Origin of the sequence: Parasynechococcus sp. (assembly GCF_045559935.1) — a bacterium.
Taxonomy (GTDB): Bacteria; Cyanobacteriota; Cyanobacteriia; order PCC-6307; family Cyanobiaceae; genus Parasynechococcus.
This window is the reverse complement of sequence record NZ_JBJLJL010000008.1, coordinates 868,522-893,354: the sequence shown is the minus strand read 5'-3', so window position 1 is coordinate 893,354 and position 24,833 is coordinate 868,522. Positions and strand designations below refer to the sequence as shown.

Sequence of the window (24,833 nt, the reverse complement as noted above, 5' to 3'; positions counted from 1 at the left end):
AGGTCAGTCGCGCACCCTGCGGACCGGGACGTCGCTGTACGGCTGCGGACCGATCGGCGGCGGAGCGAGATGACGGTCCGTGAGGGAACCGAGGGCATGGGTCATGGCCTCACCCAACCAGTGGAACCAGTGGAGAACCTTGGCTTGCATGAGCACCTGCTGCGACTGCCTTCAGTGTGGGAACACTGACAAAGGCCGGCAACAGGTGTTTCCACTCCTTTTCAGCTCTGCGGGGCCGTGTCGCGATAGATGTACAGGTGGCCAAGCCCCTTCTTGCCATAGGCGCGGCGCCGCAGCGACCAGCCGGGCTCGAAGCTGAGCTTCAGGAATCCAGAGGCCACTCCGCCTGAGCGAGCCACGAGCATGGTGGGCTGGGAGCGATCGCGGGTGGGGGCCGCCAGCAGTTCCATGTCGCTGCCGGTGTTCACCACCGTGAGCCGGTAGCGGGTGCCCAGGTCATCTCCGCCGATGCGCAGGGAATAGCCGTTGCCGTCGATGTAGCGGCTGCAGATGCCGGTGAAGTCGAAAGTGGAGAGCAGCGGGTCCACCATGGCGGGAGCACTGCCGCTGACCGAGAAGCAGGGGCGCTTGCTGGTGCGCTGCTCGTAGATGTTGAGCTGGGAGCGTTCACCCTGGCCGATGGGTGCCGACACCAGGATGAAATTGGCCTCGTCCACCGGCACGGCCTGAAACACGGACCCTTGAGCGAGGGCGACGGGAGCGGCCAGAACCCCGCAGACAGTCAGTCCTGCGGCGATGGACAGAGAACGGGGGATCACAGCCGAATGACGGAAGTCCCCGGATCGTAAAAGTCCCGGGCCGGGTCGATCCAGCGGTTCAGGCCGGTTTGTTCAGGCGAATGGCGACAAGAAGTGTCCCGACCGTGCCTGGGGCTGCAAGAGCCAGGATCCAACCGGTGGTGGTCACACCGAGATCGGGATCGCCGTAGGCGAGCTCAAAGACACATCCGGTGGAAGCAATGCCCAGGATGCAGGCCAGGGCGAGGAACACGCCCGCCAGAGGTTTCATCGGCATGGATCAGGAGACGCTCCGCACGTGCTGGCTCTGAAAGCCATTCTCCTTGAGTTCCTTCTCCAGACCTGAGGCATCGGTCACCCGATCGACGAACAGCACGCCGTTCAGATGATCCATCTCGTGCTGGATGCAGCGCGCCATCAGACCGTCCGCCTTCATCTTGCGGGGACGCCCCATCTCGTCGCGGTAACTGAGCTCGATCGACGTCGGCCGGACCACATCCAGATAGACGCCCGGGATGCTGAGGCAGCCTTCCTCATAGGTGTCGATCGAGGCACTGGAGGCCGAGATCTCCGGGTTGATCAGCACCAGCGGCGGGGTGGCGGCGTTCTCCAGATCCAGATCGATCACCAGCAGCTGCTGGTGAACGCCGACCTGGGGAGCAGCCAGGCCGATGCCCTTGGCGGTGTACATGCTGCGCAGCATGTCGCGGGCCAGCTCCCGCACCTGCTCATCCACCTTGCCGATGCGACGGGCGGGCTGTCGCAGCACCTCATCGCCGAGGGTGTGAATCTCCAGCGGAGGCGTTTCCAGCGCCTGCTTGGGAACCAGCATGGTGTCCCGAGCCTTGTCGGCATTCCGGGCCAACTGGGCAAAGCTTCCCGCCAAGGACTCCAGAGCGTTGATTCAACATGTTAAGCGGCCCGAACCAGGCGATATGGAACCTGCTGCACACCGGCAACCCCTCGCCAGTGATCACGCCGTCGGCAGGCTGCCCGGGCTGAAGGAACCCCGCCTGCTGAAAGGGTCGGATCAACGTCTCTGGCTGCTCTGGCTGGAACAGCGTCCCCAGGAACGCGGCCGCACCACAGCACTGATCCGCCCGTTCGCGGACTCCGCCGCCAAGCCGGTGGAGCTGACTCCCGCTCCGATCAACCTGCGCAGCCGCGTGCACGACTACGGCGGCGGGGTGCTGACAGCCGCGATCGAGAACGGTCAGCTGCTGCTGGTCTGGATCGCGTCGGGCTGCCTCTGGCAGCAGCACTGGCACCTGCCCGACAGCTCCGGGGCTGCAGCCGCCGTGATGGAGCCCCTGCGGCTGACGCTGCCTGGGGAGTGGGATCTGGCCGACGGATTGCTGGATCTTCGCCGCCGTCGCTGGCTCGGGATCAGGGAGATGGCAGGACGTGACCAGCTGGTGCAGGTCTCGCTCGACAGCAGCGATCAGGAGCCGCAGCTGCTGCACCAGCCGGCGGACTTCGCCGGCTATGCCGTCCTCAGCGCCGATGGCGGACAGCTGGCCTGGGTGGAATGGCAGCAACCGGCGATGCCCTGGGACAGCAGCCGGGTGTGGTGGTCGCCTCTCAGCGAAACAGGTGAGCTGGCCGCTCCCTGCAGCCTGGCCGGCGGAGACGCCACCGCCGTGTTCCAGCCCCAGTGGCTGCCGGACGGGCGGCTGCTGGTGGCGGAGGACAGCAGTGGCTGGTGGAACCTGATGCTGCAGCAACCGGGGGCAACGACCTGGGAGCGCCCCTGGCCGATGGCGGCGGAGACCGCGATGCCGCAGTGGATCTATGGCATGAGCACCACCGCCTGGGATGGGGAGCACCTGCTGGCAGCGGTCTGCAGCGAGGGCCGCTGGCAGCTGAAGCGCCTGCGACTGGATGGACGCATCGAGGCCGTGAACCAGCCCTTCGATGACCTGGCCGGACTCGCCGCCCTCGAGGGCCGGGCCGTGGCGGTGGCCAGCAACAGCCGCACAGGGGCAGGCCTGCTGGAGCTGGATCTGCGCCAGCACGCCGCGGAGCCCTGGATCCATACCTCCGCGGTGCCGGCCGTGCTGGCACCCGCAGCGATCAGCGTGGCGGAGCCGATCTGGTTCGCCGGCCACAACGGTCAGCGCACCCATGCCTGGTACTACCCGCCGAGTGACGGCAGCAGCGGCGCAGCCCCGCTGCTGGTCAAGAGCCACAGCGGTCCGACGGCCATGGCCCGCCGCGGCCTCAGCCTGGCCATCCAGTACTGGACCAGTCGCGGCTGGGGCGTGGTGGATGTGAACTACGGCGGCTCCACGGGGTTCGGGCGGGCCTATCGCGAGCGGCTCAACGGGGGTTGGGGCGTGGTGGATGTGAGCGACTGCGCGGCCGCAGCCCAGGCCTTGATCACGGCCGGACGGGCCCATCCGGAACGCATCGCCATCGAAGGGGGCAGCGCCGGAGGCTTCACCACACTGGCGGCCCTCTGCTTCACCGATGTGTTCCGCGCCGGAGCCTGTCGTTATGCGGTCTGTGATCTCACCGCCATGGCTGTGGACACCCACCGCTTCGAAGCCCGCTATCTCGACACCCTGGTGGGGGCCTGGCCGGAGGATCGGGCCCGCTACGACGAACGCTCACCGCTGCAGCACGCCGATCGGATCCGCTGCCCGGTGCTGTTCTTTCAGGGGCTGCAGGACAAGGTGGTGCCCCCGGAGCAGACCGAACGCATGGCGGCGGCACTGAGAGCCAACGGCGTGCCGGTGGAGGTGCGGCTGTTCGAGCAGGAAGGCCATGGCTTCCGTGACAGCGCGGTGCAGATCCAGGTGCTGGAGGAGACGGAAGCCTTCTTCCGGGAGCGGCTGGGGATCTGAAGCGACGGAGGCACCTCAATCCACGCTGAAAACGCAACCCACTTCAGACCATGTGATGGTTCCGACAGTGGAAAACAGCCGCCATCACCACGTGCCGGGCTGAACGTCGATCAGCCCGAAACCCTGGACTCCGGGGTGGTGGCGACTGGGCGAAGCGAACTGGCGGCCTGACCAGACTCAGCTGTGCTCCCGCAGGAAGGAGACCGTGGAGGCGAGCTCTTCGCCGAAACGGTCGATCTCCTCGAAGGTGCTGATGAAACTGAGGCTGGCCCTGGCGGATGCCGTGACGCCGTAGTGGCGATGCAGCGGCTGACAGCAGTGATGGCCGCTCCGGATGCAGACACCGGAGGCATCCATGAGCGCAGCGATGTCGTTGGCGTGCACGCCCTCGACCAGGAAGGTGGCCAGGGCACCACGCTCGGGCTGCTGCTCGGGGGTGGGGCCCAGAACGCGCACTCCGTCGATGGCCTGAAGCCGCTCGAACAGATGGCGGGTGAGCTGTGCTTCCCAGGCCTGAATCGCCTCGAGGCCGACGGCCTGCAGGTAGCGGATCGCCGCACCCATGCCGACCGCTTCACCGATGGCGGGGGTGCCGGCCTCGAACTTGTGAGGCAGATCCGCCCAGGTGCTGTGATCGAGAAAGACGTCCTGAATCATTTCGCCGCCACCGAGGAAGGGGGGCATCGCCTCCAGCAGCGCCTCGCGCGCCCAGAGGAACCCCATCCCGGTGGGACCACACAGCTTGTGGGAGGACGCCACCAGGAAATCGGCACCCAGAGCGGCGACGTCGGTGGGCTTGTGGGCCAGGCTCTGGCAGGCATCCACCAGCACCAGGGCACCGGCGGCATGGGCGGCGGGGATCACCTGATCGAGGGGGTTGCAGCAGCCGAGACTGTTGCTGACATGCACCAGGCTCACCAGACGGGTGCGGTCGCTGAGCTTGGCGCGGAAGTCGTCGAGATCCAGTTCACCGGTTTCCGTGATGCCGACGTGGCGCAGCACACAACCGGTGCGCTGGGCCAGCAGCTGCCAGGGCACCAGGTTGCTGTGGTGCTCCATGAGGGTGAGCAACACCTCATCCCCCGCGCGCAGGTTGGCGTCACCCCAGCTGCGGGCCACCAGGTTGATCGCCTCGCTGGCATTGCGGGTGAACACGATCTCCCGCGCACTGGCTGCACCGACGAACTCCGCAGCCGCGGACCTGGCGGCCTCGAAGGATTCGGTGGCGCGGACGCTGAGCTGGTGGGCACCGCGATGCACATTGGCGTTGTCGCAGGCGTAGTAGTGCTGCAAGGCCTCGAGCACAGGGAGCGGCTTCTGGCTGGTGGCAGCGTGATCCAGGTAGATCAGCGGGCGACCATCAGCGGCGCGCTGCTCCAGAACCGGGAAATCGGCACGATATCGTGACGCCAACGTGTCGATATTGACACGATTTTGTGCCAGTCTGAGATCAGTGCTGGTCATGCGGCCAGCCCCTCCAGCACCCGCTCGAGCGGAGACCAGATCCCGGCCTGATCCGGCAGCTGGCGAATCACCTCCAGACAGGCACCGCGCAGCAGCAGGGCCGTGGCTTCTCCAGCAGCGATCCCACGGCTGCGCAGGTAGAAGAGTTCGTCCTCCTGCAACTGGCTGACGGTGGCTCCGTGGGCGCAGCGCACATCGTCAGCGACGATCTCCAGCTCAGGCTTGGTGTCGACACGGGCCCGATCCGACAGCAGCAGGTTGCGGCTCAGCTGAGCTGCATTGGTGCGTTGCGCCGCCCTGGGCACGCTGATGCCGCCGTTGAAGATGGAGTGGGAGCGACCGGCCGCCAGGCATTTCTGCAGCTGGTCAAGCTCCCCCTCCGGTCCGTCGAAACGGACAGAGGAGTGGGTGGCGAGCTGCTGATCCGCATCGCTCACCGCCAGACCCTGCAGGGTGGTGGTGGCCTGACCATCCACCTGCACGACCCGGGGCTCGAGACGTCCAAGGGACCAGCCCCGCATCACAGAGGTGAGGGCGTAGCGGCTGCGGGGCTCCTGTTCCACCGCCAGGTGGGCCAGCAGCGAGGCGCTGCCGTCTCCAAGAGCCAGCAGACCGTGGTTCAGGCAAGCCTCCTGACCCAGATGAACCTCCAGCACGTGGCTGTGGGCAGCGTCAGCCTGAGCCGTCACCACCTGCAGCAGATCCAGCTGCGCCTTTTCTTCCATCAGCAACAGCACCCGTGTCGCCGTCAGCCCCGCAGCACCTGTCTGCAGAAGCTCCAGAGGCGGCACTGAACCGCGCACCCGCAACGCCAGCACCCGCCGGCTGCAGGCATGGTTCAACTCCACCGGCCACACGTCGGCGCACCCGCAGCGATCGAGGGTGTGGCCGAGGGCCTGCCTGAGTTCGCTTTCAGTGAGGGCACTGATCCCCTCCGGAAGGGTCACACCCTCGAGGGGATCGCCGAGACCATCCAGCCGCAGGCGCAGCACTCCTGTAGCCACAGCCGGTTGCTCCGCCTTGGCCGGCGAGGCGCTGAGAGGCAGATCGGCCAGCGCTGCCAGACGTTTCAGATCCGTGAGCCGCCAGGCCTCCTGACGGCGGGTGGGCAGGCCGAGCCGCTGCAGGGCTTCCCGCCCCCGCTGCTGCACCGGCTCCAGCACGCTGCTTGCCATGGTCAGGCCACCCCCTGAGCGGCCAGTTCCTTATCGACCCAGTCGTAGCCAGTCTTCTCCAGCTCGAGGGCCAGATCACGCCCCCCGGTGCGGAGGATGCGGCCAGCCGCCATCACGTGCACGTAATCGGGAGTGATCTCATCGAGCAGGCGCTGGTAGTGGGTGATCAGCAGGGTGGCGTTCTCCGGTGTCGCCAGTTGATTCACACCTGCCGCCACGATGCGCAGCGCATCGATATCCAGACCCGAATCGGTTTCATCGAGGATCGCCACCACGGGCTCGAGCAGCGCCATCTGCAGGATCTCGTTGCGCTTCTTCTCGCCACCGGAGAAGCCTTCATTGACGCTGCGCTCGAGGAAGGCAGGGTCCATCTGCACCACCTTGAGCCTGTCGCGCACGTGGTCTTCGAAATCGAAGGTGTCCAGCTCCTCCTGCTCCCGCTGGAGCCTCCGGGCATTGGTGGCCACCCGCAGAAACTCCAGATTGCTCACCCCGGGGATCTCCACCGGGTACTGGAAACCGAGAAACACCCCCAGTCGGGCGCGCTGTTCCGGTTCCAGCTCGAACAGGTCGTTGCCGCAATAGCGGACGGCACCGGCGGTGACCCGGTAAGCGGGGTGGCCGGCCAGCACCTTGGACAGCGTGCTTTTGCCGCTGCCATTGCGACCCATCACGGCGTGGATCTCTCCCGCCCGCACCTGCAGGTTCACCCCTTTGAGGATGGGTTGATCCTCCACGGAGGCATGCAGGTCAGTGATGTCGAGAAGCAGCTCGGCGTCAGGGCGGATCACGTGGATAAGAAGAACGGTTGGAACGGAGTGGTCAGGGGGATCAACCCACGGATCCCTCGAGCTTGAGGGCCAGCAGCTTGTCGGCTTCAGCGGCGAATTCCATCGGCAGCTGGTTGAACACATCACGGCAGAAGCCGCTCACCATCATCGACACCGCCTCTTCGAAACCGATGCCGCGGCTCTGCAGATAGAACAGCTGGTCTTCGGAGATGCGACAGGTGCTGGCCTCGTGCTCGATCGCCGCCTGGGGCTGCTGGGAGCGGATGTAGGGGTAGGTGTTTGCCGCCGCCTGATCGCCGATCAGCATCGAATCGCACTGGCTGTAATTGCGGGCCCCTTTCGCCGCGGGGCCGATCTGCACCAGGCCGCGGTAGCTGTTGCTGGAATGGCCGGCGCTGATCCCCTTGCTCACGATCGTTGAGCGGCTGCGCGGACCGACGTGAACCATCTTCGTGCCGGTGTCGGCCTGCTGGCGGTTGTTCGTGAGGGCCACGGAATAGAACTCACCCACCGAATCCGCGCCCTGCAGCACGCAGCTGGGGTATTTCCAGGTGATCGCCGAGCCGGTTTCGACCTGGGTCCAGCTGATGCGGCTGCGATCACCGCGGCACTGACCCCGCTTGGTGACGAAGTTGTAGATGCCGCCGACGCCGTTCTCATCGCCGGCATACCAGTTCTGCACGGTCGAGTACTTGATCGACGCATCGTCCAGTGCCACCAGTTCCACCACCGCTGCATGCAGCTGATTGGTGTCGAACATCGGCGCCGTGCAGCCTTCGAGATAGCTCACGGAAGCGCCTTCCTCGGCCACGATCAGCGTGCGCTCGAACTGACCGGTGTCGCCGGAATTGATGCGGAAATAGGTGGACAGCTCCATCGGGCACTCGACGCCCCTGGGGATGAAGACGAAGGAACCGTCGCTGAACACCGCTGAATTCAGAGCGGCGAAATAGTTGTCGTTGCTGGCCACCACCGTGCCCAGATAACGCTCGATCAGCTCAGGGTGCTCTTTGACCGCCTCACTGAAGGAGCAGAACACCACACCGTGCTCCGCCAGCTTTTCCTTGTAGGTGGTGGCGATCGAAACGCTGTCGAACACCGCATCCACCGCCACATTGCTGAGCCGCTTCTGCTCGCTGAGAGGAATGCCGAGTTTGTCGAAGGTTTCCAGGAGCTTGGGATCCACCTCCTCCAGGCTCGATTTCTTCTCCTGCTGCTTCGGCGCCGCGTAATAAATGATGTTCTGGTAATCGATCGCCGGATAGCCCAGAGCAGCCCAGTCGGGCTCCTCAAGGGTGAGCCAGTGCCGGAAAGCCTTGAGCCGGAAATCCAGCAGAAAGGCCGGTTCATCCTTTTTGGAGGAGATCAGCCGAACAACGTCCTCGCTGAGACCCTTGGCGATCTTGTCGGTCTCGATCTCGGTGACGAAGCCGTACTTGTACGGCTGGCTGACGAGATCTCGCGTGGAGGTGCTGGTCATTCAGGTCAGCCGGCGGTGGCGTGAATCGTCTCGGTGCTGATCGTCTGAACCTTCTCCTGGGAGGCGAATGGATTGTCTTCCGTGAGAAACAGCATGCAGTGGCATTCCTTGCGCTCCCGCATGGGCACGCAGGGGCAGTTCCAGAAGGCCTGGGACACTTCCGCTTCCTTGTCTTCGTAGTGGCGGCAGGGGCAGAGAGCGCCGCCCAGTTCATCCTTGTGACGCGCCAGACCCTTCAGAACCACCGCCGTCACGCTGGGTTCCGTACAGAAGTAGGTACCGGTGCGCTGGGCGTAGGTCTCAGCGAACTTGCGGATCACCTCCAGACTTTCAGCTGTCGGCTCAGGAGCGGCGTCGGACATGGAGGCGAAGACGGATTACGAAACACCGTGGTTTCCTTATCGGAAGCCTAAGGCAGCCGATCGCCCCACGGCGGCCCACCATTGTGAACTCCAGCACTCCCCTTCCAGTGGCATCGTGTGATGAGGTTCCCTCTTCCATGACCGCCCCGGCTCAGGCCAGCACCCGCGATGCCCTGCTGTCCCTGCTTCTGGAGCGCGGGGATGCGGAGGCAGCTGACCTGGCGGGCGCCCTGGATCTCTCCGTTCAGGTGATCCGGCGTCATCTGCGCAGCCTCGCGGAGGAGGGTCTTGCTGAATCCAGCACCGCAGCCAGCGGGCCTGGGCGCCCCAGCAATCGCTGGAGCCTCACCGAACGCGGGCGTGAACGGTTCCCCGATGGGAGTCGCCGCTTCGCGCTCGGCCTGCTGGACTCGATGCGCGCCAGCCTGCCCGAGGAGACGCTGAAGCAGCTGCTCAACCAGCAGGCTGAGGACAAGGCGGAACAGTACCGACAGCAGCTGGGGGATGGCAGCCTGCAGCAGCGCCTGGAACAGCTGACGCGCCTGCGGCGCGACGAGGGCTACATCACCAGCTGCAGCCCAGAGGACGACGGCCTCAGCTGGCGCCTGCAGGAAGTGCACTGCTCGGTGCAACGCATCGCCGAGGAATTCCCCGCCGTGTGCGACCAGGAGCTGCTGTTGATCCGCCGCACCGTTCCGGACTGCCGGGTCGAACGGGTGCACTGGCGCCTGGAGGGGGGGCATGCCTGCGGTTTCCGGATCACGCCGATCGAGAGCTGATGGCCATCGACGCGACGGTGATCGCGCGCATCGACGCGACGCTTCTGCCCCAGATGGACCGGCATCACCTGCGGTTGCTGGCCCATTGCCTCGAGAGCTTCCGGGCCATGGACAACGCTGCAGGCGATGCGCTGCCTGATGCCGCCAGCAGACGGCGCTGGTGTGAACAGCAACCGGTGGTCGCGGAGGAGCCGGGCTTCCTGCGCTCTCTGCTGCATCAGCTCGAGGGAGCCGCCGAGCAACTGCAGACCCTGGCCGACAGCCTGAACAAGCCCCCGCTGCAGCTGTCTCTGGAGGACCTGATCAGCGCCGCCGAGGCGCGCTGCCATCATCAGATTCAGCCGGGACGCGCCGATGAGCCTTGAGATTCCTGATGCCCTCAGCTTCTTCCGGCTGAGCTGCGGCCGCTGGCGCTCCCAGCGCAGCCAGCATCATCTGCTGCATCGGCGGGCCGAGGCAGGAGCCTCCTTCATCGTGGTGGAGGAACTGCCGAAAGGAGACCCGCGGCTGGCGGAGATCGCCGCCTGCAACGGGGAGAGCGCCGAACGGATCGTGGGCGGCTGCTGGGTCCGCTGGAGCGGATCGATGGCCTGGGACAGAGCCGGCGAATCCCACGAAGACCAGACCATGTTCGGGCTGATCCCCACCGACGACAGCGGGCGCAACGGCCTGCTGCTGAGGGATCGCGGCTATGCGGAGAAGGCACCGGTGGCCGGGCAGTTCCGCATGGATGAGGAGAACGGCCTGATCCTCACCACCGACTACGAAATGATGAGCTCGCTGGAGCGCTTCTGGTTCGCAGGGCCGAATCTGCGGCTGCGCACCAGCACCGTGCAGGGCCTCTCCAACAATGCCTCCTTCTGCATGGAAACCCGCCAGCTGGATGACCCAGCAGCGGCGACGGCTGCCGCCAGTGCCGGCATGCCCGGGGCCCTGGCCCCCTTCGGCTGGTAAGCAGAAGTACTCAACTCTCTATTACGGGATGTAATCGGTGCCCCTGCGGCGGGAAGGGGGACAGGTCGGCACTTCTACGATCTGCGGCAGTGGATGCTGAAGCTCGCGTGGCCATTCCCCTTCTGGAGTACGCACCGATCACCCAGAACTCACGGGTCGCCGCCCTGCGCGTCAACTCGGATGAGACGGCACGGGCCTACTCCATGGAAATCGCCATGGACCGGGACAACCTCGTCACGGTGATCGAGAGCGCCTATCGGCAGATCTTCTTCCACGCCTTCGAATCCGACCGCGACGTCAACCTGGAATCCCAGCTGAAGGACGGGCAGATCACGGTCCGGGACTTCATCCGTGGACTGGTGCTCTCCGACACCTTCAAGCGCAGCTTCTACGGGATGAACAGCAACTACAAGGTGGTTCGCCACCTTGTGGAGAAGCTGCTGGGCCGCAAGAGCAACAAGTCCGAGGAGATCGCCTGGTCGATCGTGATCGGCACCAAAGGGGTCGAGGGCCTCGTTGATGTGCTGCTCGACAGCCAGGAATACCTCGATGCCTTCGGCTACGACACCGTGCCCTCCCAGCGCAACCGGGTGCTCCCCGGACGCGACCTGGGTGACACCCCCTTCAACATCACCAGCCCCCGCTACGACGAGTACTACCGGGGGATCCTCGGCTTCCCTCAGATCGTGTTCATGGGAGGCCCCGGAAAGGCCTTGCCAGCACGCGCCAAGATCAAGCGGGGTGGCGCTCCCGCCGATTACCTCGAATGGCTCAAGGATCTGCCGATGCCCAACCCGCGCGGGAACACCACCACCACGGACATCGACTACATGTCACGGGTTCCCTTCCGCAGCATCGGCCGCTGAACGTGGGCCCGGTCACTCACAAAAGCGGGGCCTCTGCCCCGCTTTTTTTGTGTGCTGAACAGTGATCCCCGCCAATCCTCCAACGGCTTGCCGTCAGTGGATGCTGACTCCGACTCCAGGCAAGGTCTGAATCGAGGTGTTTGGCCGCACAATGATCCCGAATGAAAACTGGAGTTTTTGGACGTGTCCCAAACCCTCACCTCTCTGGCACGTCTGACACTGCGCCAACTTCGGCAGATCGCAAGCGACCTGGGCGTTCCTCTTTACAGCCGTAAGAGCAAGGAAGCCCTCGTCGGCGAGGTGGCGCAGCGTCAGGAACAGCGCGGTGGTGATCTCAAGGCGATCGAGGCTGAGCTGAGTGCTCCCGCGATTTCCACCAGCGAGACCCGCGTGGTCTTCCTGCCTCGCGATCCCCAGTGGGCCTACGTGTTCTGGGAGATCTCCGACGATGACCGCCAGCGGGCTCAGAAGGAGGGCGCCAGCCGCCTCTGCCTGCGCCTTGCCGACGTGACCGGCATGCAGGACGGCAGCGCTCACCCTCACACCCTTCAGGAAGTCCCCGTCGACAGCCACAGCACCGAGTGGTATCTGCCGGTTCCCCTCTGCGACCGCGACTACCGCGTCGAGCTCGGCTACCGGATCGGCACCACCTGGATGTCCCTGGCCTTCTCCTCCGTGGCCCGCGTCCCGGCTCTGCACCCCAGCGAGCAGATCCTGGATCAGTTCGTCCCCTTCAGCCTCGACACCACTTCGGTTCCGGAAGCTCCTGCTGCTCCCGTCACACCCGCTGAGCCCAGCGACAGTGGCCTGCACGAGCGTCTGTATCAGAGCGCCACGGTGCACTTCCGCCGTCGCCGCGTCGGTTCCGAGGAGTTCCAGGAGGGTGTCGACTCCTCCGGCGATTCCGACAGCTTCGGGCTGAGCGATTCCGGCATCGGCCTCTGGGCCAGCGGCCGTAATGAGTCCGGCCTCGGTGGTGTGGCTCCCCGCCAACGCTCCTTCTGGCTGGTGGCTGACGCCGAGCTGATCGTCTACGGCGCCACGGATCCTTCCGCCCGTCTCACCATCGGCGGCGAGGACGTGCCCCTCTCCACCGACGGCACCTTCCGCATCCAGGTGCCCTTCCGCGACGGTGAGCAGATGTACCCCATCGAAGCCACAGCCGCAGACGGCGAGCAGAAGCGCAACATCACCCTGAACTTCGCTCGTCAGACCCCCGAGGACAACAGCAACCCCGCCAGCGAAGCCCGCGCCGAGTGGTTCTGAACTCCCACGACAACGAAGCACCGGCCTCCCTGCGCTGGTTCGTCGCCATCACCCCCCTCGCGGGGGCGATGGCGTTTCCTTTGATCGTTCCGCTGGTGATGGCCAGGGTCGGGATCGCTGCCGGCGTCGCCGTTGCCCTGGTGCTGAGCAGTTTCTGGTTCATCGCCATGCTCAAGACCTCGGAGATGCCCCACTGATCTCGCCGGGGAATGCTTGAAGCGTGATCCCCATACGGCATCGTGCTCCGATCCCTCTCTCTGATCACTGCGCTGTTGATCAGCAGCGGCTGCAGTCAGCAGGGTCGCGTGATCGGCAGCACGGCAACCGAACTGCCGCAGCCACCTCAGATCGAGGTGCTGTTCAATCACCGTGACACCAGCAGCTACCGCTCACCGCTGACGGGACGCTGGCGCAATGGCGATGATCTCGAGCGATCCCTGATCGCGGCCATCGAGGGCGCTCAGCAGGAGGTGCTGGTGGCCGTGCAGGAACTGACGCTGCCCGGGATCGCCAAAGCCTTGATCGCTGCCCGGGATCGCGGACTCACGGTGCAGGTGGTTCTGGAGAACACCTACAGCAGCCCCTGGCGTGAGCAGCAGCCGACCCACCTGGCGAACCATCAACGCCAGCGCTGGCAACGCCTGCAGCAGCTGGCGGATCTTGATGGCGATGGCATCACCAGTGATGAGGAGGCTGCCGCCGGAGACGCGGTCGGCCTGCTGCAGGAGGCAGGCATCCCGATGGTGGACGACCGCGAGGACGGCAGCAGCGGCAGCGGCCTGATGCACCACAAATTCCTGGTGATCGACGGCCGCAGCGTGCTCACCGGCTCGGCCAATCTGACCAGTTCCGGCATCCATGGCGATGCCGGCCGCAACAGCACCCGCGGCAACGTCAACCACATGCTGCACCTGAGAAGTGAGGACCTCGCGGAGCTGTTCCGGGCTGAATTCCAGCGCATGTGGGGAGACGGACCCGGCGGCAAAGAGGACAGTCGCTTCGGGTTGGCGAAACGATCCGCCGGGCCACAGACGGTGATGGTGGGCGATGCCCGGGTGGAGGTGCTGTTCGCCCCCCACCCGAAACGCAACCCGGAACATGGGTTGAACTGGCTGGGCCAGCAGTTGGGTGCAGCACGCCGCTCGATCGACATGGCGTTGTTCGTGTTCTCGGCCCAGCAGCTGGCTGATGTGCTGCAGGAGCGGGTGAAGGCCGGCGTGAAGATTCGGCTGGTGGCCGATCCCGGCTTTGCCAGCCGTTCCTTCTCGGAAGTGCTGGATCTGCTGGGGGTGGCCCTACCGGATCGCAACTGCAAGCTGGAGCGGAACAACCAGCCCTATGAGGCCCCCTTGCGGGGCATCGGCACGCCACGGCTCGCCCGAGGCGACAAGCTGCATCACAAGTTCGCTGTCATCGACAACCGCACCGTGATCACTGGGTCCTTCAACTGGTCGCCATCGGCTGCCCACACCAATGACGAGACCCTGCTCGCCATTCACTCACCCGAACTCGCCCAACATTTCACCCGGGAGATGGATCGGCTCTGGGACACCGCCGAACTGGGGATCACACCGCACCTGCGCCGCAAGCTGGAACGTCAGAAGATCCGCTGCGGGGATGGGGTAATGAACGGTTCCCCGAATCCAAACAGATCCAACAGTTGAATCAACATCAAGCCATCCATCAGGTCATGAAAAATGATGCTCCCGCTCATCGCCATGCTGATTTGCCCTGGGCAAACAACCCTGGAAGCTCAGGCCTGTGCCACGCAAAATGTCGAACAATCCGACGCCAAGTTGAATGCGATCCTGGGCGATAGAACGTTCTCAGCCTGGAACAAACATCGTGACCGCTTCTGCTCCTTGGCCAAAGAGTCCCTGAAGGACGGATCCATTCACGGCCAAGTTCTGCTTGGTTGCTTTCAGCAATTCAATCAACTGCTGCTGAATGAATTTCGCAGCCTGGCTGATCCGCCTCTCAAGCAAAACAGAGCCGAAGGTGAATGGGTGCACTGCATCGTCAAGCGTGAGTCCGGGCACCAGTTCGATGGCGGATGCATGGTCCAACCGTTCGCTGGCGATGGAAGCTTTCACCTGCGCAATGCCTTCCACGATGTTGATCTGATCCCCGGGATCAACCGCCTCACCATCCGTGTCACGGAACCCGGCAAAGCTTGGTTGACCGTCCAAGGCTTGAACCTTGATCAGTCACCCGGCGAGACCCGATCACCCGCTGAGCGGCGTGACGATGACAAGACCTGCTGGATCACCAGAGGGTTATCGGTCTGCATCAACTGAACAGCGATCAGGTCAGAATGCGCCCATGACTCCGTTCCACTCCACCGCGGCTCTGCTGCTGCTGGCTCTCGCCCTGCCGGTGCAGGCGGCAGAACCCTATGTGCCCTGGCCCAGCAAGGAGAAGCTGCGCGAGATTCAGCTCGCCGCCTACAGCTGTTCCAGGGAGAACGACGCGGCTGACTGCAGCCGAGCCCGCAGCCTGGCTGATCCGCTGATGGACCATCCCCGCCTGCCCGTGGTTTGCAAGGACGTGCTTTGGGCCGTGATCGAACGATCCACCACCGCAGGCAGCAACGATTACAAACGCCGCGACAGCATCGACAGCGAGGCCCGGCGCATCACGATCAGCTGCGCGGAGCCAGTGAAGAAAACGCCGAAGAACCAGCCTCAGGGTGGACCGAATCCCGGCGGTGGTGGCAGCGGCTTCGGGTTCGGGGCCTCCTGATCACGCTCAGCGTGCTGATGCCCCGTCGCCGAGCATCTGGAGCAGCGTTTCAGAGGTGCTGAGCATTTCAGCCACGTCCAGTTCCAGCTCGCGACCGGCGATATCGGAGGCCAGATCGCAGACCGACGAGGAGAGGCCGGACACGTCGCAGCTGTTGGACAGCTGCACGATGGCGTTGGAGAGCTTGCCGCGCAGGCATTCCTCCGAACCTGCCTCATGGATCACAGCCTCTGCGGCGTTCTTGGCAGCAGCCGAGGCCTCAGGGAACGGCTTTGCCCGCTTCCAGGCCTGGGTGGCGTGGGCTGGAGCCAGCTGTAACCCGGCTCCAAGCAGCATCAGCAGCAGTGTTCTGTGCATATCCGAGCCCGAAACGCGCGGGGAGTGGCTGGCGACCGCAACTGGTCGTGTCCATCACGCTGCCACGGTCATCCCGTGTTTACGTTCCGCGTAGTCCCACTCTTCGTGATGACCACCTCGGCCCCGGTGGAACCGACGCAACGTCAGGTGCGCCTGGACACTCCCTTCACCGATCAGAAGCCCGGCACGTCCGGACTGCGCAAGAGCAGCCAGCAGTTCGAAGCGCCGCACTACCTCGAGAGCTTCGTGGAGGCCGTGTTCCGCACCCTCACCGGTGTGCAGGGGGGAACCCTGGTGCTGGGGGGCGACGGCCGCTACGGCAACCGTCGTGCCATCGACGTGATCCTGCGCATGGGGGCCGCCCATGGCCTCAGCAAGGTGATCGTCGCCACCGGCGGCATCCTTTCCACCCCCGCGGCCTCCAACCTGATCCGCAAGCGTCAGGCCATCGGCGGCATCATCCTCTCGGCAAGCCACAACCCCGGCGGCCCTGATGGGGACTTCGGCGTGAAGGTGAACGGTGCCAACGGCGGGCCGACGCCGGCCAGCTTCACCGACGCGGTGTTCGAGTGCACCAAGACCCTTGAGCAGTACACGATCCTCGAAGCGCCGGCGATCCCCATCGATGCTCCCGGCAGCTTCAGCATCGGTGCGATGCAGGTGGAGGTGATCGACGGCGTCGATGACTTCGTGGCGCTGATGCAGCAGCTGTTCGATTTCGATCGCATCGCCGATCTGATCCGCGGCGATTTCCCGCTGGCCTTCGACGCCATGCACGCCGTCACCGGTCCCTACGCCAGCCGCGTGTTCGAGAGTCTGCTGGGTGCTCCGGCCGGCAGCGTGCGCAACGGCGTCCCCCTCGAGGACTTCGGCGGTGGTCATCCCGACCCGAACCTCACCTATGCCCACGAGCTGGCCGATCTGCTGCTCAACGGTGATGCCCATCGCTTCGGTGCCGCCTGCGATGGCGATGGCGACCGCAACATGATTCTGGGCCACCAGTGCTTCGTGAATCCCAGCGACAGCCTGGCCGTGCTCACGGCCAATGCGTCGGTGGTGCCGGCATACGCCTCCGGCCTGGCGGGTGTGGCGCGATCGATGCCCACCAGTGCAGCCGTTGATGTGGTGGCCAAGGAGCTGGGGATCGAGTGCTACGAGACCCCCACGGGGTGGAAGTTCTTCGGCAACCTGCTCGATGCCGGTCGCATCACCCTCTGCGGTGAAGAGAGCTTCGGCACCGGCAGCAATCACATCCGTGAGAAAGACGGCCTCTGGGCCGTGCTGTTCTGGCTGCAGATCCTGGCGGAACGCCGCTGCAGCGTCGCCGAGATCATGGCCGAGCACTGGAAGCGCTTCGGACGCCACTACTACTCCCGCCACGACTATGAGGCGGTGCCCAGCGACGCGGCCCATGGTCTCTATGACCGCCTCGAAGGCATGCTTCCCGGCCTCATCGGCCAGTCCTTGGCGGGTCGCAGCATCAGCGGGGCCGACAACTTCAGCTACACCGACCCCGTCGATGGCTCCGTGACCAAAGGCCAGGGACTTCGCATCCTGCTCGAGGACGGCAGCAGGGTTGTTGTTCGCCTCTCCGGCACAGGCACCAAGGGCGCCACGATCCGTGTGTATCTGGAGAGTTACGTGCCCAGCACCGGTGATCTCAACCAGGATCCCCAGATCGCTCTGGCCGACATGATCAGCGGCATCAATGCGCTGGCGGAGATCCAGGAGCGCACCGGCATGGACCGTCCCACCGTGATCACTTAAACCGTGATCACCTGATCGTCGGCTCAGCGGCGGCCCCGATGGGGGTTGTAGTGGCGGTAAGCCTCATCGGTGGCCTCCTGCTGAAGCTGACGCATCACCTCAATCGCGAAGCTGCTCAGGGCTCCAGCCAGGATCACCATCAGAAAGAACAACCGGACGCTGCGCTGCGGGATCTCAGCAGGGGAGTGTTCGATCAGTTCCTGGATGAAGAAACTCACAGCGGCGCCGGTGGCCGCTCCCACCACAGCAGCCATCAACACCCTCCAGCCGCTGAAGGAACGGCTCGGATCCAGTTCCGGTGGCTGATCCATCGGGGTCATGACGTCGGCGTCTGCTCAGTTGTGACGTCCCGTCCCTCCGCCTCGCCCAGCAGAGATTTCATCACCACGTAAAACACAGGCACCACGAGGGTGGAGAGGAAGGTGGCCACCAGCAGACCGCCGAACACCACAAGCCCGAGGGAGGACTGACTCTGGGCGCCGGCACCGGTGGCCAGCATCAACGGCAGGAAGCCGGTGAGTGAGGAGATCGCCGTCATCAGGATCGGCCGCAGACGCGACTGAGCCGCGAAACGGGCGGCCTCGAGGGCGGAATCCCCCTCGCCCATCCGCTGATTGGCAAGGTCCACGATCAGGATCGCGTTCCCTCCCGCCAGACCGATCAGCATCACCAGACCCACCTGGGCATAGATGTTCAGCACCTGGCCCGCACCGGCAAGAAACACCAGGGCGCCCAGCAGAGCGGTGGGAACCGTCAGCAGGATGATGATCGGATCGGTGTAGCTCTCGTACTGGGCGGAGAGCACCAGGAACACCGCCAGGATGCCGAGGGCGAAGATCACGATCGCCAGGGATCCCGCCTTCACTTCCTCCCGGGAGATGCCGGTCCAGTCGTAATCAAGACCCCGGAAGCTGCCCTGTTCAAACGTCTGGCGCATCGCCGAGATCGCCTGACCGGAACTGTTGCCCGCAGCCGGCGTGCCCTCCACCTTGATCGAGCGGTAGAGATTGAAATGGGGGATGACGCTCGGCCCCGTGGATGGAGTCACCGTGAAGAACTCGGACAGTGGGATCTGGCGGCCCTCGGCATTGCTCACGTAGACGGAGGCCAGCTGCTCCGGTGTTGCACGGTTGTCCGCATCCGCCTGCACATAGACACGGCGCACCTTGCCTTCCTGGAAGGTGTCGTTGACATAGGCACCTCCGAAATTGACGCTGAAGGTGGACATGGCGCTGCCGTAATCCACCCCGAGGGAAGCCATCTGCTCCCGGTCCACCTTGATCTCGATCTGGGGCGATTGCGGCGTGAACAGGGTGTACACCCGGTTCAGGATCGAATTGGTGTTGGCAGCCTGGATGATTCGGCCTGAGGCCGCGAAGAAATCATCCAGGGAGTAAGCGCCGCTGCTCTGATCCAGCAGCTGGAATTCGAAGCCGCCTCCGGTGCCGTAGCCGGGAATGGCCGGAGGTTCGACGACGATCACCCGGGCGCCCTGGATCTGCTCGTAGAACTTCTGATTGAGGCGCTTCACCACCGCGCCGACGGTGTGATCCTCCCCGGGACGCTCATCCCAGTGCTTGAACCCGGCGAAGAACAGACCCTTGTTGGGAGCATTGCCATCCAGGCTGGCTCCGCTGAACAGTGCCGCGGCCCTCACGTCCTCTTCGGTGCTCATCACCTCCGCGATCTGACGGTTGATGGCGAGAGTCTTCTGGCTCGACTGGCCGTCGGGAGCCTGCACCACCCCGATCGCATACCCCTGATCCTCGATCGGCACGAATCCCCCCGGTACGCGGGTGAACGCCAGGCCCGTGAGCAGAATCCCGATCGCCAGCACGCCCATCACCACCGGACGTGCCTTGAGCACCATGTCGAGCACGCTGGCGTAGCGCTTCTCGAAGCCGCTGTAGAAGCGGTTGAAGTTGGTGAAGATCGACGGGATGAACCAGCCCACCAGCAGACCGATCCCGGTGAACAACAACACGGGGGGGAGCTTGCTGATGCCGGCGATGATCACGCCGACCACGGCGCCTCCGGCCGCGAAGGGCAAGCGCAGCGGCAGCCCCGTCAGCAGCGACGCGATGTAGCCGATCACCGCCCCCACCGCCATCGGCACCGCCGCCAGCACAGCACCGTCACCGGCGCTGAGCAGGCCGTAGATGAAACCGAGCACCACCCCAGCCGTGGCGTACTGATGGCGGCTGAGCTCCTTGGTTTCCCGCGCCAGCAGCAGCGCGGAGAGCATCGGAGAGAACGTGAGGGCGTTGAACGTGGAGATCCCGATGGAGAACAGGATCGTTGCGGCGAACTGCTTGTAGATCGTTCCCGTCGCACCGGGGAAGAACAGCACCGGCAGGAACACCGCCATCTTCACCAGGGAGGTGGCGATGACGGCACTGAACAGCTCATCCATCGTCTCCATCGCCGCCTGCACGGCGGTGCGACCCTCCGCCTTCTTCGCGGAGGTGTCCTCCACCACCGTGATCGCGTCGTCCACCACCAGTCCCGTAGCCAGCACCAGCCCGAACAGGGTGAGCTGATTCAGCGAGAACCCGAAGGCGAGCACCAGGGCAAAGGTGCCGATCAACGCCACGGGAATGGCGATGGCCGGCACCAGGGTGGCCTTCCAGTTCTGCAGAAACAGGAACAGGATCAGCACCACCAGGATCACCGCATCGCGCAGCGAATTGGTGACCCCCTTGATCGACTGGCTGATGAAATCGGTGGTGTCGTAGATCTTCTCCACCTCGAGGCCCACAGGCAGGGTCTGCTCGAAGGTCTCCAGCACGTCCTTGACGCCGTTGGACACCTCGATGGCATTGCTGCCGGAGAGCTGATAGATCGCCACGCCCACCGAGGGAGATCCACGCAGGTCGATGGCATCAACGCCGTAGACCTCACCGCCGAGGGAGACACGGCCCACATCCTTGAGTTTCACCAGGCCGCCATTGGCATTCCTGGCGAGCACGATGTTCTCGAACTCGCTCTCCGTGGTCAGACGTCCCTGCAGTTGCACCGTGAAGGTGAATTCCTGACCCTCCGGCGCCGGATCGCCACCCACCTTCCCGGCTGGAACCAGGCGGTTCTGACTCTGCAGCTGTTGGACCACATCAGAGGCGGACAGCCCGCTGGCGGTGAGCTTCTGAGGATCCAGCCAGAGACGGAAGGCGATCTTGCGGTTTCCGAAGTACGTGACATCGCCGACGCCTTTCACCCGCTTGATGTTGTCCGTCAGGTTCTTGTCGAGATATCCACTGATCGTTTCAACGCTGTAGTCGGTCTCGGAATCGGGTGCATTGACGAAGTTGTAAACCAGCAGGATCGAATTCGAGGCCTTGTTCACCGTCACGCCCGATTTGCGCACCTCCTCAGGAAGCTGCGGCTCCGCCAGGGAGACGCGGTTCTGAACGTTCACCTGGTTGATGTTGCCGTCGGTGCCGCTGTTGAAGGAGACCGCAATCGAACTGACACCATCCGATGAGCTGTTGGAGGTGATGAAGTCCATGTCCTCCACACCGTTGATCTGCTGCTCCAGCACCGAGGTGACGCCTTGTTCAACGGAGACGGCATCAGCTCCCACATAGGTGGCACGCACCTTCACCGTCGGGGGAGCGATGTCCGGAAGGTTCTCGATCGGCAGGATCGGAATGGCGATCAGCCCGACGATCACGATCAGCAGGCTGCAGACCGTGCTGAGGACCGGGCGGGTGATGAAGGTATTGGAGGCGGACATCGTTCAGCTTCAGTTCGGTGTCGCACCCGTCTGAACCTGAACAGGCATGCCGTGCTTCAGGTTCAGCAGATTCGTGGTGATCACGGTTGCGTTCGACGACAGCCCCTTGCTGACCGGGTAGAGGTTGTTCTCCAGTTCCCCGACCATGACCGGTGTCTGCAGAGCGAAGCGGGCATTCGCGGGCAGCTTGCCGGCGTCGATCGCCTTGCTGAGCTTGGCCAGATCGGCCTTGCCGGGATTCGCCTTCAGCTCCGCCAGGGTTCCGAGACGGAACACGAAGCTCTGACCGGAGGTCTGGGTGACAGCAGCGAAGGGCACCGACAGCTGCTCGGTCTCGTCGAGCAGCACCCGGGTGCGCAGGCGCTGACCGCTGAGCAGCTGGCCGGTCGGATTCTTGAAGACGGCCTTCACCAGCAGACCCTGGGTGGTCGCATCCACCTGCGGATCGATCGAATCAATGGCACCGGTGCTGATCACCTTGTCGCTGCCAGGTGCGCTGAGCAGCACCGGCAGACCGAGCTTCACCCGCTCGGAGAAGACGGCAGGAATCTCGACCCTGGCCTCCAGCTCGGCGTTCTGAACCAGGGTTGTGAACACCTGACCCTGCTGAATCACATCGCCGACCTGCACATGAACATCCGCCACGGTGCCGCCGGCCGGTGAGCGCAGGTTGCTGTAACTGAGATTGGCTTCCGTCGCCCTGACCCTCTCTCGGGCGGTGTTGACCTGTTCAACGGACGTGAGGTACTGGGTGCGGTACTGATCCAGCTGCTTCTGGGACGAGGCGCCTTGAGCGGCCAGATATTCGTAGCGCTCCCAGTTGGTCTTGGCCGTTTCCGAGCGGGTCTCCTCCTCCATCAGCTGCGCTTTGTCGGACGCCAGCTGCGCCTGCTGCTGCGCCTGGTCGAGCACCACGAGGAGATCACCGGGATTCACCTGATCCCCCTGATCGATCCCCAGCTGCAGGATCCGTCCGGATGCCTGGGCCGCCAGTTCCACCTTGCTGAGGGAATCCAGGGTGCTGACCGTGTCCACCCCATCGGTGAAGACCGCCAGCTCCGCAGGAGCCACCTGAACCTTGGGCGGTGGCGGTTGCTTCGGGGGCTCGCCCTTGCAGGCACTGACGACGGCAAGGGCCATCAGTGGCAGAACCAATCGCTGCGGAGCGCGCACTGAGAATCCTTGTCTGGTCGAATTATCCGGAAGATTCCAACAACGGCCCGATTCTTCGGGATAGCGGCAAGATTGTCACCAGATGTCCGCGCCCATTGAGCCAGGACCTCTTCGCCTTTCACGGTGATCAGCAACGTCGGAGGCTGGCGCCCCTGGCCGATCGGATGCGACCGCGCACCCTTGAGGAATTCGAGGGGCAGAGCGGCATCCTGGCGGACGGTCGACTGCTGCGCCGGGCCATCGCCGCCGATCGCGTCGGCAATCTGATCCTGCACGGGCCACCCGGAGTCGGCAAGACGACCCTGGCGCGCATCGTGGCCAATCACACACGAGCCCACTTCAGCAGCCTCAATGCCGTGCTGGCGGGGGTGAAGGATCTGCGAGAGGAGGTGGAGGCGGCACGCACCCGGCTGGAGCGCCATGGTCTGCGCACGATCCTGTTCATCGACGAGGTTCACCGCTTCAACAGCGCTCAGCAGGATGCCCTGCTGCCCTGGGTGGAGAACGGCACCGTCACCCTGATCGGAGCCACCACCGAGAACCCCTACTTCGAAGTGAACAAGGCGCTGGTGAGCCGCTCGCGGCTGTTCCGGCTGCTGCCTCTCGAACCGCAGGATCTGCAGCGGCTGCTGGTCCGGGCGCTGGACGACGACGAACGGGGCTTCGGCGAGCGCAGGGTGGAGATCACAGCGGAGGCCGCTGCGCATCTGGTGGATGTCGCCAATGGCGATGCCCGCAGCCTGCTCAATGCCCTGGAGCTGGCGGTGGAGAGCTCCGAACCGGACGCCGGCGGTGTGATCCGGATCGATCTGACCATCGCCGAGGAGTCGATCCAGGAGCGGGCGGTGCTCTACGACAAGCACGGCGATGCCCACTTCGACACCATCAGCGCCTTCATCAAGTCGCTGCGGGGGTCCGATGCCGACGCCGCCCTCTTCTGGCTCGCCCGCATGGTGGAAGCAGGCGAAAACCCCCGCTTCATCTTCCGGCGCATGCTGATCGCCGCCGGGGAGGACATCGGTCTGGCGGATCCCCAGGCGATCGTGGTGGTGGAGGCATGCGCCGCGGCCTTCGAGCGGGTCGGCCTGCCCGAGGGGCTCTATCCGCTGGCGCAGGCCGCTCTGTATCTGGCTGGTGCCGAGAAAAGCAACAGCGTGATGGGGTTCTTCGATGCCCTCAAGACCGTCCGCTCGGCCAGCCGACAGGACGTGCCCAGCCACCTGCGGGACGGCAACCGGGACGGCGCAGCCTTCGGTGATGGCGTCGGCTACCGCTACCCCCACGCCTACGTGGAGCACTGGGTGGACCAGCAGTACCTGCCGACCGCTCTCCAGGGGGAGGTGTTCTGGCAACCCGGCAGCCAGGGCTGGGAAGGGCAGCGCCGCCAGCGCATGGCGGAGCGCCGCGCGGCCCAGCTCGCTGCGGCCGCTGAGCTGGCGGCGGAACAGCCGCTGCTGCTGAGCAGTGGGCCCGACAGCCCGGCCCTGGAGCGCTGGATCCAGCGGCAGTTGGGCCAGGAGGGAGACCGGCTGCATCGCCTGCGGGATCAGCTCTGGCGTTCGGTGCCATGGAAGCGAAACGACCGGGTGCTGCTCGTGGGGATGCGCTCCCTGCTCTGGGCCCTGGATCCGCTGCGGGCCGTCCCGGAGGGCGGCGTCACCGTGCTGAGTCCCACCGAGGGGGACCACAGACGGATCAGCGCCCAACTCGAACTGCTAGACGCGTCCCTGCAACCGCAGCTGCTCTGCGGCGATCCAGGAGTGCTCTGCCAGCTTCCGGACGGTCAACGCTTCGAATGGATCGGGGGCCGCCTCGGTGCCGCTGACCTGGAACCGGAGCGCTGGCAGATGCTCTGGGAGATCCTGATGCAGCGCTGCAAGGCGGGGAGCGGCCTGCGCCTGTTGATCAGCACAGCGGCAGCGGGACCGGCGACCGCTCTGATGCAGGCAACCGATGCAGCCATCGGGGATGGTCTCGAAGCGCTGCTGCAACGCGAACAGCAGTGGCTGGCTGGCACCGAGGTGTGCACCGACGTGATGCGGAACTGCGGCTGGGAGCTGGAGGAGCGCAGCTGGGGTGAGACCCTGTCACTCAGCGGCGGTGCCGATCTGGAGGAACGCTGGCTGGCCGAGGGGTCCAGCTACCGACGCATGATCTCGGACGTGGGGAACGACGTGATCGAGCAGCTGCGCCGCGAGCTGCGCCGGGTCGGACGCGATGGCTTTGCGTTGCCGATGCGGCACCTCCTGCTGCAGGGACGTTTTGTCAAACCATGAAAAAACCCCGGCCGAGGCCGGGGCTTGATGAACGAAATCGGCTC

Annotated in this window: 25 protein-coding genes; 12 read left to right on the top strand and 13 right to left on the bottom strand. The window is 64.8% G+C overall.

Going from position 1 to position 24,833, the window contains the following annotated elements; genetic code table 11:
- Positions 1 to 3: 3 nt before the first annotated feature.
- The 4 genes from ACJ0G7_RS09075 to def form a co-directional block, all read right to left on the bottom strand.
- A complete protein-coding gene (locus tag ACJ0G7_RS09075) occupies positions 4 to 156 on the bottom strand; it encodes a hypothetical protein (RefSeq protein WP_186485763.1) in 153 nt (50 codons plus the stop codon).
- Between the two features lie 65 nt (positions 157 to 221).
- A complete protein-coding gene (locus ACJ0G7_RS09070) occupies positions 222 to 764 on the bottom strand; it encodes a DUF3747 domain-containing protein (RefSeq protein WP_407395889.1) in 543 nt (180 codons plus the stop codon).
- A 73-nt stretch (positions 765 to 837) separates the two neighbouring features.
- Positions 838 to 1,035 (bottom strand): hypothetical protein, encoded by a 198-nt coding sequence (locus ACJ0G7_RS09065; RefSeq protein WP_186484211.1) that lies wholly within the window; start codon positions 1,033 to 1,035, stop codon positions 838 to 840.
- 3 nt (positions 1,036 to 1,038) lie between these two features.
- Entirely contained in the window at positions 1,039 to 1,644 is a 606-nt protein-coding gene (gene def, locus ACJ0G7_RS09060; RefSeq protein ID WP_043692953.1) for a peptide deformylase, read from the bottom strand.
- A gap of 49 nt (positions 1,645 to 1,693) precedes the next feature.
- Here def and ACJ0G7_RS09055 point away from each other — a divergent pair, with 49 nt between their 5' ends.
- Positions 1,694 to 3,604: a S9 family peptidase gene (locus tag ACJ0G7_RS09055; protein ID WP_407395811.1), complete on the top strand. Its 1,911-nt coding sequence runs from the start codon at positions 1,694 to 1,696 to the stop codon at positions 3,602 to 3,604.
- Between the two features lie 177 nt (positions 3,605 to 3,781).
- Here ACJ0G7_RS09055 and ACJ0G7_RS09050 read toward each other — a convergent pair whose 3' ends face one another.
- From ACJ0G7_RS09050 to ACJ0G7_RS09030, 5 genes are read right to left on the bottom strand one after another with little or no spacing between them, the layout of a single operon-like run.
- Positions 3,782 to 5,068, bottom strand: a complete 1,287-nt coding sequence (locus ACJ0G7_RS09050) for a SufS family cysteine desulfurase (RefSeq protein WP_407395810.1) — start codon at positions 5,066 to 5,068, stop codon at positions 3,782 to 3,784.
- Positions 5,065 to 6,243, bottom strand: a complete 1,179-nt coding sequence (locus ACJ0G7_RS09045; RefSeq protein ID WP_043692958.1) for a SufD family Fe-S cluster assembly protein — start codon at positions 6,241 to 6,243, stop codon at positions 5,065 to 5,067. The genes ACJ0G7_RS09050 and ACJ0G7_RS09045 overlap by 4 nt, the downstream gene beginning before the upstream one ends.
- Before the next feature lie 2 nt (positions 6,244 to 6,245).
- Positions 6,246 to 7,034: a Fe-S cluster assembly ATPase SufC gene (gene sufC, locus ACJ0G7_RS09040; protein WP_043692962.1), complete on the bottom strand. Its 789-nt coding sequence runs from the start codon at positions 7,032 to 7,034 to the stop codon at positions 6,246 to 6,248.
- Between the two features lie 40 nt (positions 7,035 to 7,074).
- Positions 7,075 to 8,514, bottom strand: a complete 1,440-nt coding sequence (sufB, locus tag ACJ0G7_RS09035) for a Fe-S cluster assembly protein SufB (protein ID WP_407395809.1) — start codon at positions 8,512 to 8,514, stop codon at positions 7,075 to 7,077.
- A gap of 5 nt (positions 8,515 to 8,519) precedes the next feature.
- The gene (locus ACJ0G7_RS09030) at positions 8,520 to 8,876 is read right to left on the bottom strand and encodes a ferredoxin-thioredoxin reductase catalytic domain-containing protein (RefSeq protein WP_043692969.1); all 357 of its coding nucleotides are present in this window, start codon (positions 8,874 to 8,876) and stop codon (positions 8,520 to 8,522) included.
- Between the two features lie 137 nt (positions 8,877 to 9,013).
- On the opposite strand from ACJ0G7_RS09030, the gene sufR reads away from it, so the two are divergent.
- The 9 genes from sufR to ACJ0G7_RS08985 all read left to right on the top strand — a co-directional run bounded on the left by sufR (position 9,014) and on the right by ACJ0G7_RS08985 (position 15,483).
- Positions 9,014 to 9,655, top strand: coding sequence for an iron-sulfur cluster biosynthesis transcriptional regulator SufR (gene sufR, locus ACJ0G7_RS09025; RefSeq protein ID WP_407395808.1), 642 nt, complete (start codon positions 9,014 to 9,016; stop codon positions 9,653 to 9,655).
- Positions 9,655 to 10,020 carry a hypothetical protein gene (locus ACJ0G7_RS09020; RefSeq protein WP_043692975.1) on the top strand — a complete coding sequence of 122 codons (366 nt, stop codon included), beginning with the start codon at positions 9,655 to 9,657 and terminating at the stop codon, positions 10,018 to 10,020. The genes sufR and ACJ0G7_RS09020 overlap by 1 nt, the downstream gene beginning before the upstream one ends.
- Complete coding sequence (locus tag ACJ0G7_RS09015; RefSeq protein ID WP_043692977.1) at positions 10,010 to 10,609, top strand: phycobiliprotein lyase; 600 nt, start codon at positions 10,010 to 10,012, stop codon at positions 10,607 to 10,609. Before ACJ0G7_RS09020 ends, ACJ0G7_RS09015 begins: the two co-directional genes overlap by 11 nt.
- Before the next feature lie 107 nt (positions 10,610 to 10,716).
- Complete coding sequence (locus ACJ0G7_RS09010; protein WP_407395807.1) at positions 10,717 to 11,475, top strand: phycobilisome rod-core linker polypeptide; 759 nt, start codon at positions 10,717 to 10,719, stop codon at positions 11,473 to 11,475.
- 183 nt (positions 11,476 to 11,658) lie between these two features.
- Positions 11,659 to 12,741, top strand: a complete 1,083-nt coding sequence (locus ACJ0G7_RS09005) for a DUF4912 domain-containing protein (RefSeq protein WP_043696977.1) — start codon at positions 11,659 to 11,661, stop codon at positions 12,739 to 12,741.
- Positions 12,732 to 12,938, top strand: a complete 207-nt coding sequence (locus tag ACJ0G7_RS09000; protein ID WP_043692983.1) for a hypothetical protein — start codon at positions 12,732 to 12,734, stop codon at positions 12,936 to 12,938. The genes ACJ0G7_RS09005 and ACJ0G7_RS09000 overlap by 10 nt, the downstream gene beginning before the upstream one ends.
- Positions 12,939 to 12,980: 42 nt before the next feature.
- Positions 12,981 to 14,405, top strand: a complete 1,425-nt coding sequence (locus ACJ0G7_RS08995; RefSeq protein WP_407395806.1) for a phospholipase D-like domain-containing protein — start codon at positions 12,981 to 12,983, stop codon at positions 14,403 to 14,405.
- 36 nt (positions 14,406 to 14,441) lie between these two features.
- Positions 14,442 to 15,038, top strand: a complete 597-nt coding sequence (locus ACJ0G7_RS08990; protein WP_407395804.1) for a hypothetical protein — start codon at positions 14,442 to 14,444, stop codon at positions 15,036 to 15,038.
- A 25-nt stretch (positions 15,039 to 15,063) separates the two neighbouring features.
- The gene (locus ACJ0G7_RS08985; protein ID WP_052378195.1) at positions 15,064 to 15,483 is read left to right on the top strand and encodes a hypothetical protein; all 420 of its coding nucleotides are present in this window, start codon (positions 15,064 to 15,066) and stop codon (positions 15,481 to 15,483) included.
- A gap of 6 nt (positions 15,484 to 15,489) precedes the next feature.
- Here ACJ0G7_RS08985 and ACJ0G7_RS08980 read toward each other — a convergent pair whose 3' ends face one another.
- Entirely contained in the window at positions 15,490 to 15,840 is a 351-nt protein-coding gene (locus tag ACJ0G7_RS08980; RefSeq protein WP_407395802.1) for a hypothetical protein, read from the bottom strand.
- Between the two features lie 108 nt (positions 15,841 to 15,948).
- Between ACJ0G7_RS08980 and ACJ0G7_RS08975 the strand changes: the two genes are divergently transcribed.
- The gene (locus ACJ0G7_RS08975; protein WP_407395801.1) at positions 15,949 to 17,607 is read left to right on the top strand and encodes an alpha-D-glucose phosphate-specific phosphoglucomutase; all 1,659 of its coding nucleotides are present in this window, start codon (positions 15,949 to 15,951) and stop codon (positions 17,605 to 17,607) included.
- 23 nt (positions 17,608 to 17,630) lie between these two features.
- On the opposite strand, the gene ACJ0G7_RS08970 is transcribed toward ACJ0G7_RS08975, so the two are convergent.
- From ACJ0G7_RS08970 to ACJ0G7_RS08960, 3 genes are read right to left on the bottom strand one after another with little or no spacing between them, the layout of a single operon-like run.
- A complete protein-coding gene (locus ACJ0G7_RS08970; RefSeq protein ID WP_407395800.1) occupies positions 17,631 to 17,927 on the bottom strand; it encodes a hypothetical protein in 297 nt (98 codons plus the stop codon).
- Complete coding sequence (locus ACJ0G7_RS08965) at positions 17,924 to 21,340, bottom strand: efflux RND transporter permease subunit (RefSeq protein ID WP_043692996.1); 3,417 nt, start codon at positions 21,338 to 21,340, stop codon at positions 17,924 to 17,926. The genes ACJ0G7_RS08970 and ACJ0G7_RS08965 overlap by 4 nt, the downstream gene beginning before the upstream one ends.
- A gap of 9 nt (positions 21,341 to 21,349) precedes the next feature.
- Positions 21,350 to 22,513: an efflux RND transporter periplasmic adaptor subunit gene (locus ACJ0G7_RS08960; RefSeq protein ID WP_407395798.1), complete on the bottom strand. Its 1,164-nt coding sequence runs from the start codon at positions 22,511 to 22,513 to the stop codon at positions 21,350 to 21,352.
- Positions 22,514 to 22,608: 95 nt separating this feature from the next.
- Here ACJ0G7_RS08960 and ACJ0G7_RS08955 point away from each other — a divergent pair, with 95 nt between their 5' ends.
- A complete protein-coding gene (locus ACJ0G7_RS08955; protein ID WP_407395797.1) occupies positions 22,609 to 24,789 on the top strand; it encodes an AAA family ATPase in 2,181 nt (726 codons plus the stop codon).
- The last annotated feature ends 44 nt before the right edge of the window (positions 24,790 to 24,833 follow it).